The sequence below is a fragment of the uncultured Cyclobacterium sp. genome (assembly GCF_963976465.1).
Lineage (GTDB): Bacteria > Bacteroidota > Bacteroidia > Cytophagales > Cyclobacteriaceae > Cyclobacterium.
Window position 1 is genome coordinate 1 of sequence record NZ_CAXBOC010000194.1, and the last position, 9,136, is coordinate 9,136.

The 9,136-nt window shown below is 41.6% G+C and carries 8 protein-coding genes and 1 pseudogene; all 9 read left to right on the forward strand.

Annotated features, from left to right (window positions below):
• A pseudogene (locus AAC037_RS12190) lies at nucleotides 1–617 on the forward strand (hypothetical protein); the annotation flags it as partial.
• 168 nt (nucleotides 618–785) lie between these two features.
• Nucleotides 786–1,817, forward strand: coding sequence for a TIM barrel protein (locus AAC037_RS12195; protein ID WP_303614985.1), 1,032 nt, complete (start codon nucleotides 786–788; stop codon nucleotides 1,815–1,817).
• Nucleotides 1,818–1,867: 50 nt separating this feature from the next.
• Nucleotides 1,868–3,028, forward strand: coding sequence for a Gfo/Idh/MocA family oxidoreductase (locus tag AAC037_RS12200; RefSeq protein WP_339903262.1), 1,161 nt, complete (start codon nucleotides 1,868–1,870; stop codon nucleotides 3,026–3,028).
• A gap of 314 nt (nucleotides 3,029–3,342) precedes the next feature.
• Nucleotides 3,343–4,230, forward strand: coding sequence for an EboA domain-containing protein (locus AAC037_RS12205; protein ID WP_339903263.1), 888 nt, complete (start codon nucleotides 3,343–3,345; stop codon nucleotides 4,228–4,230).
• A gap of 104 nt (nucleotides 4,231–4,334) precedes the next feature.
• Nucleotides 4,335–5,246, forward strand: coding sequence for a TatD family hydrolase (locus AAC037_RS12210; RefSeq protein ID WP_339903264.1), 912 nt, complete (start codon nucleotides 4,335–4,337; stop codon nucleotides 5,244–5,246).
• Between the two features lie 8 nt (nucleotides 5,247–5,254).
• On the forward strand, nucleotides 5,255–6,154 hold the full coding sequence (gene eboC, locus AAC037_RS12215; protein WP_339903265.1) for a UbiA-like protein EboC: 900 nt from the start codon (nucleotides 5,255–5,257) through the stop codon (nucleotides 6,152–6,154).
• Nucleotides 6,155–6,223: 69 nt separating this feature from the next.
• On the forward strand, nucleotides 6,224–7,384 hold the full coding sequence (locus tag AAC037_RS12220; RefSeq protein WP_339903266.1) for a 3-dehydroquinate synthase: 1,161 nt from the start codon (nucleotides 6,224–6,226) through the stop codon (nucleotides 7,382–7,384).
• Between the two features lie 40 nt (nucleotides 7,385–7,424).
• Nucleotides 7,425–8,633 (forward strand): metabolite traffic protein EboE, encoded by a 1,209-nt coding sequence (gene eboE, locus AAC037_RS12225; protein WP_339903267.1) that lies wholly within the window; start codon nucleotides 7,425–7,427, stop codon nucleotides 8,631–8,633.
• Nucleotides 8,630–9,136, forward strand: a 507-nt coding sequence (locus AAC037_RS12230) for an alkaline phosphatase family protein (protein WP_339903268.1), incomplete at its 3' end; no start/stop codon positions are given. The genes eboE and AAC037_RS12230, both read left to right, overlap by 4 nt.

Here is a 9,136-nt window from a genome sequence, read left to right on the forward strand (position 1 = left end):
CCTTCAAACTGGATCCGGGAACCGGATGGGATGTTCCTCCGGGGATGCTACATGCTCCTGGCAGTATGTGTACTTATGAGCCACAGAAGGCTTCCGATGTTTTTGCCATGTACCAGTCATTGGTGAATGAAGCCATCATTCCTGAAGAATTGCTGTGGAAAGGAACGCCAAAAGACAGGATAGGTGATTATGACCAATTGATGGAAGTGATTGACTGGGAATTAAACGTGGATCCAAATATCTTGGAAACTCGTTTTATGGCTCCAGTGCCTGTCAAAGACAGCGAAGAAATGGAAGCAGAAGGTTATATAGAAAATTGGATATGCTACAGATCTGATGCTTTCAGTGCCAAGGAACTGACTGTTCTTCCCGGCCAAACAGTAGTAATAAAAGACAGTGCTGCCTATGGGATGATCATGATGCAAGGTCATGGGACCATGGGAGTTTGGGATATAGAAACACCTTCTTTGATTCGTTATGGTCAACTGACACATGATGAATATTTTGTGACTGAAAAAGCAGCTCAGGAAGGAGTGAAAATCACCAACCTTTCCAAAACTGATCCCATTGTGATGCTGAAACACTTTGGTCCAGAAAATCCAGATTTGAACATTTAGAAGCTTAAAGGATAACTATTGGAAGCCTTATTTGGATGGGATTCCAATAGTTATTTATTAAATTGATGAAAAATTTTAAACAGCGAATTCGAAGGTGAATATTCATCTAAAAATGGCTGTTTAATAGTATGATTTAAATTAATTATTCATTGCTAACCATATTAAATTATGTCCCAAAATAATTTCCCTAAATTACATAATGCAACATGGCCTGGAATAGTTGGAAAAGGTCCTGATTCCGAGCCTATCATTTCATTTGATGAGATGTTACAAAATACTGCCAATGCTGAAGTAGATGGCGTTAAATTTGACGGTGTGGACATCGGACTATTTGATCCCCATATTGATTTAGAAATGGATGATGACGGGGTAAAAAAATTAGCAGATAAAGTTTCCGCTCTTGATCTAAATATTGGAAGTGTGGTGGCTCCCATCTGGGGAGGACCAATTCTTGGTTCGAAGGAAGACAGAGCAACCTACCTGGATTTATTGGAAAAATCCTGCAAGCTGGCAAAAAAATTAAGAGACATAGGGGTTAGACCTTATGGAATTGTTAGAATAGATACCGCTAGTAGCCCTGAATTGTGGGCAAAAGATCCTAAAGGAAGCCAAAAAATTATTGTAGATACCCTCAAGGAAGCCGCTAAAATTGCTGAAAATTACGGAGAAAAACTTGCTGCCGAAGGTGAGATCTGCTGGGGAGGAATGCACAGTTGGAAAATAATGCTTGAAACGCTTGAATCTGTAAATAGCCCTTATTTAGGATTCCAGGCAGATATGGCCCATACTTTATTGTACACCCTGGGTTATAATTATCCTGAACATAGATTACTTCCTGAAGGGTATGACTGGAAAGACAAATCTGTGTGGAAGGCTGCTTTAAAAGAAATGACAGACGCATTAAGGCCTTGGACCATTGATTTCCATGTAGCTCAAAATGATGCCACTGTCTTTGGTTCCGGATCACATGACAAAACAGGTAGACATTGCCTGGCGAATGACCCCAACGGAAAACTGGATATCGCCGAAGATGCAGGTTACTGGCTTCGGGATGAAAATGGAGAATTGACCAAAGCTTTTCAGCACATGTGCTGGGACGGATGTATGTTCCCTAATGAAGTGATGAAAAAGGAAGACACCTGGAACAATATCCTGGCAGCCTTGATTTCGGTAAGAGAAAAACATGGTTGGAAAGCATAGTATCAAGCTTACTTTCGCCAACAATTGATTAGCAACCAAAATAATAAAAAATGTCAGAGAAAAAGAAAATAAGAATAGGATTGATAGGTACGGGCCTTATGGGCAGAATCCATACCAACGGGTACAAAAGATTGGGAGACTTTTTTCCTGAATATGAGTACCGTCCGGTCTTGCAAGCCGCATGTTCCAGAAGGGAAGATAAAATCAAAGAATTTGCAGAACAGTGGGGCTATGCCTCCTATGAAACAGATTGGAGAAAAATAATTGAAAGAGACGATATCGATGCTGTTGATATCTGTACACCTAACAACACCCATGCAGAAATTGCTATCGCAGCTGCAAAAGCAGGGAAAATGATTCTCTGTGAAAAACCGCTTTCCAGAACCTTGGAAGAAGCAGAAGAAATGGTGAAGGTTGTGGAAGATGCAGGAGTGAAAAATACTGTATGGTACAATTACAGAAGAGTACCGGCCGTTACTTTGGCCAAGCAAATTGTTGACTCAGGTAAATTGGGGAAAATCTTTCATTACCGTGCCAACTTCCTTCAAGATTGGACCATAAGCCCTGAGTTGCCACAAGGCGGAGATGCCTTATGGAGACTGGATGCTGCCACAGCCGGTTCAGGTGTGACAGGTGATCTTTTGGCGCACTGTATTGATACTGCCATGTGGTTAAATGGTGGCATCAAAGATGTCTCTGCCATGACGGAAACCTTTATCAAGGAAAGGGTACACCAAGGAAGTGGTGAAAAACAAAAAGTAGAAATAGATGATGCTTGTGCATTCCATTGCCATTTTGACAATGGTTCATTGGGTCTATTTGAAGCAACTCGTTATGCTAGAGGTCATAAAGCCCTCTATACCTTTGAAATCAATGGAGAACATGCCTCCATTAGATGGGATTTACATGACCTCAACAGGTTGGAATACTTTGACCATAATGATGAGCCAGAAGTAAGAGGATGGCGTTCTGTACATGTTACGGAAGGTGATCAACCATATATGGATCGTTGGTGGATTCCAGGAACAAGCATTGGCTATGAGCATTCATTTATCCACCAAGTTGCTGACTTCTTCAAAAGCTTGGAAGGAAATGAACCATGCCACCCAACCTTCAGAGATGCCTATGAAACACAGAAGGTTTGTGAAGCTGTCTTGGACTCAGCTAAATCCAGAAGCTGGAAAGATACAGGTGTTGATTGGCAAGAATAATTCCAAAAAGTTCATTTAATACCTAGGTACAAGCCAAGCATTTCAGTTTTGAAATGGCTTGGCTTTTTTTCTGAGGGCAAGCATGAGTTAATCATAAGGGTGTAGTTAATCGATGGAACTGACTCTAGTTTTTTGGTCTTTACCCTGCGAGTTTTAGCTCCATAGGCAAGCAAGCCCTAATGGGAAAGCCGGCTTTAATCAATTTTTTATTTATTAAGGAAATAAACAGCTGATAGATTTATGATTGTTCTCATGTTCAAAAAACAGCAAGGGAATAAATGTTATATTTGTAATTAACAAAAAGTTAAAAAAGCATGAATAGTATTTCATCCACCATAGGATTTTTAAAGCAAAGTCTTGCAGCTGCTGCTAGTGCCGAAAGCATGGATTGGTTGGAACTTCAGGTAGCTAAGATTAAAGCAGACAAGGGGTCCATGAAGCTGTTTTTATCTTTTAGCCAGGCTTCCCGTCATTTTTCCAAGCATCCAATGGATTTGCCTATTGAAACCTTACAGAAGGCAGAAGCAATAAGAAATGGTTTCTCGTTGAATAATTGGACCGGTTTGCAGACGGCCAGGGTGATATTGGTATTGGAGGCCTTTTCGGAAGACCATGAAAAATGGTTTGAAGATATGGAGAAACTTTTTGAATCTGCAGATATTCATGAGCAAGAAGCGCTTTATGCCGCCTTGCCAATCTACCCTATTCAAGAAAAATTCACCAAGCGTGCAGCTGAGGGCTTGAGAAGCAATATGACTTCCGTTTTTGATGCCATTGCCTTAAACAATCCATATCCTGCAGACTATTTTAGTGAGCAGGCATGGAATCAGATGGTTTTGAAAGCCATTTTTATGCAACGGCCCCTTTACCGGATTGTGGGGATTGAGCAACGGCAGAATGTTAATTTGGCAACCACCCTGGTTGATTATATTCATGAACGTTGGTCTGCCGGTAGAAATGTAATTCCGGAATTGTGGCGCTTTTTAAGTCCATTTGTTGATGAAGAAATTGTTGGCCTTTTGGAAAAGGTTGGGAAAAAGGGGGACGAGCTGGAGAAATATGCAGCAGCCCTGGCCTGCCATGAAAGTGACAACCTAGCTGCCAAAGAACTATTGACCAAGCAGCCGCAAATAAAAGAAAAGATTGAAAATGGAGTAATCAATTGGGAGAAAATAGGTAAAGATTCTGGAGCCCTAAACTAAATAAGTGGTAAAGTTTGCCGTTTTCATTTGATATTTTCCGTTCATTTGTAATCGTTATGATTTGCATTTAATTTAACATAGGTTAGCATATAAATTTGAGCGTTATGATGTACATAGATCCACACATACATGTTACTTCCAGAACTACGGATGATTACGAAGCCATGCAAAAAGCGGGCATTGTTGCCATAATTGAGCCGGCGTTTTGGCTGGGACAAGCAAGAACCAAAGTAGGAAGTTTTCAGGATTATTTTAGCAGTCTGGTTGGTTGGGAACGTTTCAGGGCCAAGCAATTTGGGATTCTGCATTATTGCACCATCGGTCTCAATTCTCGTGAAGCCAATAATGTAGCTTTGGCCGAAGAGGTGATGGAGTTGCTGCCACTATATGTAAGCAAAGAAGGAGTAGTGGCCATTGGTGAGATTGGATATGATGACCAAACAGAGGCGGAGGATAGGTTTTATCGCTTGCAACTTGAGTTGGCAAAGGAAGTAGACTTGCCTGTTATGATTCACACTCCACACAGAGACAAAAAGAAGGGAACCATAAGAAGTATGGATGTGAGTGAAGAGCATGGCCTTGCTCCGAATATGGTCATTGTGGATCATAACAATGAAGAAACTGTAAAAGATGTCCTTGATAGAGGTTATTGGGCGGCATTCACCATTTATCCCCATACCAAAATGGGTAGTGAGCGAATGGTAGAAATTGTCCGTCAATATGGCCCCGAGCGAATTATTGTAGACAGTGCTGCCGATTGGGGGATAAGTGATCCTTTGGCCGTACCTAAAACAGCTGCTCTGATGCGTGAAAAAGGCATTCCGGAAGAGCATATTAAAATGACCTGCTATGGAAATGCCTTGAAAGCTTATGGCCAAAGTGGGCAGATGGAGGAAAAAGACTGGTTAGAAAAAGAGCCTATCGACCAAACAAAAAAAATGGGTGGCAACACTGTGCTTAGAGGGGGACAAAACCCACGAGTAGACAGTGATTCCTCCAATATTATAGAGAATTAAATTTACTGATGTCATCTATTATAGCACACATTAAGCTCACCCGACCGGCAAATATTGTTACCGCAATTGCAGATATATTGGCTGGGGCAGCCATTTCCGGAGCAGTTTATCTCTTGATACAGGGTATGGATCAGGATGTTATCAAGTCCATTGCTTGGCTGATATTGTCCACCATAGGCTTATACGGAGGAGGGGTTGCGTTTAATGATGTCTTTGATGCAGAACTGGACAGTGTCGAAAGACCTGAACGCCCAATTCCAAGTGGGCAAGCCTCGGTCAAAAGTGCAGGTATAATGGCTTTTTTATTGCTTTTGGTTGGCGTATTGGCCGCATGGCAAGTAAGTGCTTTTTCTGCAGGCATTGCTTTAAGTGTGGCTTTACTCGCCGTACTTTATGATGCCTGGGGAAAACATCAAAATATATTTGGCCCCATCAATATGGGCCTTTGCAGGGCAGGGAATTTGCTGTTGGGCATGAGTCTAATAGACGGGGCAGTGCAAAACTATTGGTACATTGGCCTAATCCCTCTGCTTTATGTGGCTGCCATTACAATGGTAAGTCGTGGAGAAGTTCATGGTCAGAATATCATGGCCCTAAAATCAGGTTTGGCGATTTATGCGGTCATTGTTGGATTTATTTTCCTATTGGCCTATACCAATATTGAGAATTGGTGGGAAAGCTTGCCTTTCTTGGCTTTGCTAAGTTACTTTATTTTCCCCCCACTCGTTAAAGCTTTGAAGTACAAAGAGCCCTCGTTAATTGGTAAATCGGTTAAAGCTGCAGTGTTGGCTTTGATCATTGTGAATGCCGCCATTGCTGTTTCCTTTGCAGGCTGGATAGTCGGTTTGGTGATTTTACTTTTATTACCTTTATCTTTGCAGCTGGCAAAAGGTTTTGCAGTCACCTAGTGAACCAAAAGGAGCTTAATTTACTTATTTATAAAGAGCAAGAAGTTCTTAGGGACAATCATATTTAAAATGAAAAAAGTGACACATCAATCTATAGAACAAGTTTTTAGTGTTCCTTACAATTACCAAGTCTTTTTTACAAAAGCATTGTTTTCAATTGATAACAATCTTTTTGCTGACTTGGTAAGTGGACAGAAAATCCCTAAGGTTTATTTTGTGTTGGATGAAGGGGTAGTACTTACCAACCCTAACCTTATCCCTTCTATTCAGCAATATTCGGAGAAAAACAGCGATGTCTTTACGCTTTGTGCAGCTCCTCTAGTGATCCCCGGGGGAGAGCAGGTAAAGAACGACCAAAACTACTTTCAGCAGGTGCTTAAGGCCACAGATGAGTACGGAATAGACAGACATTCTTATATTGTTGGTCTAGGTGGAGGAGCGCTACTGGATATGGTGGGCTTTGCCGCCACTATTGCGCACAGGGGGATCAGGCATATTCGTATTCCAACCACTGTTCTTTCTCAAAACGATTCCGGTGTAGGAGTGAAAAATGGCATCAACGCCTTTGGTAAAAAGAATTATTTGGGAGCTTTTTGTCCGCCCTATGCGGTGATTAACGACAGTGATTTTTTACAGACTCTGGAGCAAAGAGACTGGAGATCAGGAATATCTGAGGCCTTAAAGGTTGCCTTGATCAAAGACGCTTCTTTTTTCTTGTGGATTGAGGAAAAGGCTGAGGAACTTCTGGATAGAGACAGTCCTGCCATGCAAGAATTAATCTACCGTTGTGCGCAAATGCATTTGGATCACATTGCCTCGGGAGATCCTTTTGAAAGCGGATCCTCAAGACCATTGGACTTTGGACATTGGGCGGCACACAAGTTAGAGCACCTGACAGATTATAAGGTGAGACATGGTGAGGCAGTTGCCATCGGTATTGCCTTGGATACCACCTACTCATTTCTTGCCGGAAAGCTTTCTGAAAATGAATTAAACCGAGTCTTGAATGTTATTGCCCACCTTGGCTTTGATCTATACCAACCTGAACTTTCGGGTGAGGTTTTGTTGAAAGGCCTGGAAGAGTTTAGGGAACATCTGGGTGGAGAGCTTACCATTATGCTTTTAGACAAGATTGGCCATGGAGTGGAAGTACATGAAATGGACAATGATCTGATCATAAATGCCATTGGTAAACTCAAAGACTTACAACTAGAATCTCCGAAGGCCTGAACAATATCTTTGAATAAATAAATATAGTGTAACCTATTCTATGCAAGTATCCGATTTCCATTTGACCTATTGTACCAATATTCATCCCGGGGAAAGTTGGGAGGCTACCTTTAAAAACTTAAAAGAATACATTCCCAAAATTAAGGGAGAATTGTCAGTGGAAAAGCCTTTTGCCATAGGTTTAAGGCTCTCTGATGAGGCAAGTCGGGAATTGATAAAGCCTGAACAATTGGACCTATTCAAATCTTGGCTCAGTGCTAATAATTGTTATGTTTTTACTTTCAATGGATTTCCCTTTGGCGGATTTCACAGGCAGGTGGTGAAAGACGAGGTGCATCTTCCGGATTGGAGTACTGAGGAAAGGAAGGCCTATACCTTAAGGCTCTTTACCATACTGGCGCAAATAATGCCTGCTGATATGGATGCGGGTATTTCCACTTCCCCCCTGAGTTATAAGTATTGGCACAAATCCTCAGCGGCTTTGGACCAGCTCATGGCGCAGTCTTGTGCGAATATCGTAGAGGTGGTGGAATACCTTTATCAATTGAAACTGGAAAAAAATATAGACCTTCATCTGGATATAGAACCCGAACCGGATGGCGTGATTGAAGAGTCTAAAGGTTTGATACATTTTTTCAAGGACTGGCTTATTCCAAAGGGAGGGCCTATCTTGTCTAAGAAATTTGGGCTTTCAGCCGAGGAAGCAGAAGCAGCCATTAAAGACCATGTTCAGGTTTGCTATGATGTATGTCACTTTGCAGTAGGCTACGAAGACCATGAAGAAGTACTGGATGCTTTTGAAAAGGAAGGTATTAAGATTGGTAAGTTTCAGTTGAGCGCTGCTCTGAAAGCCAATATCCCCACTGAAATCAACCAAAGACGGGCAGTAGAAAAAGCCCTTTTGCCTTTTGTGGAATCCACTTACCTGCATCAGGTAATAGGTAGAATGGAAGACAGTACCTTACATGCTTATCCGGATCTTCCGGATGCACTTATGGATTTGGCCACTACCAAAGAGCTAGAATGGCGAATCCATTTTCATGTACCATTATTTCTATCAACCTATGGGGATGTGCATTCTACTCAAGAAGATATTTTAAGCGTATTGAAATTAAATGGTGAAAGGAAACTTACCAGTCACCTAGAAGTGGAAACCTATACATGGGAAGTTTTGCCGGAAGACATCCATTTGTCATTGGATCAGTCCATTGCCAGGGAATTAAACTGGGTAAAAAATAACATCAAATGAAAAAGACAGTTGTTCTGAATGTAGTTGCCCTTTCTCAAAGGCTGATAGGAGAACATACTCCATTTTTAAAGCAATGGACTGATAAAAAGCAGAAAGCAGCGATAAAACCTGTATTGCCGGCAGTTACCTGTTCCTCTCAATCTGCCTACTTGACGGGTAAGTGGCCAAAGGACAACGGAATAGTAGGCAATGGTTGGTATTTTAAAGATGAGTGTGAAATAAAATTTTGGCGACAATCCAATCATTTGGTACAATCTCCTAAAGTCTGGGATGCATTGAAAGCAGAAAATCCCGATTTCACATGTGCCAATATGTTTTGGTGGTACAATATGTATTCCTCTGTTGACTATGCTGTAACACCAAGGCCCTTGTACCCTTCAGATGGAAGAAAATTACCGGATATTCATAGCCAACCAATGGCCTTAAGGGATCGCCTGCAGAAAGAACTGGGCCAGTTTCCTTTGTTTTCATTTTGGGGACCCAATGCCAATATTGCCTCTAGC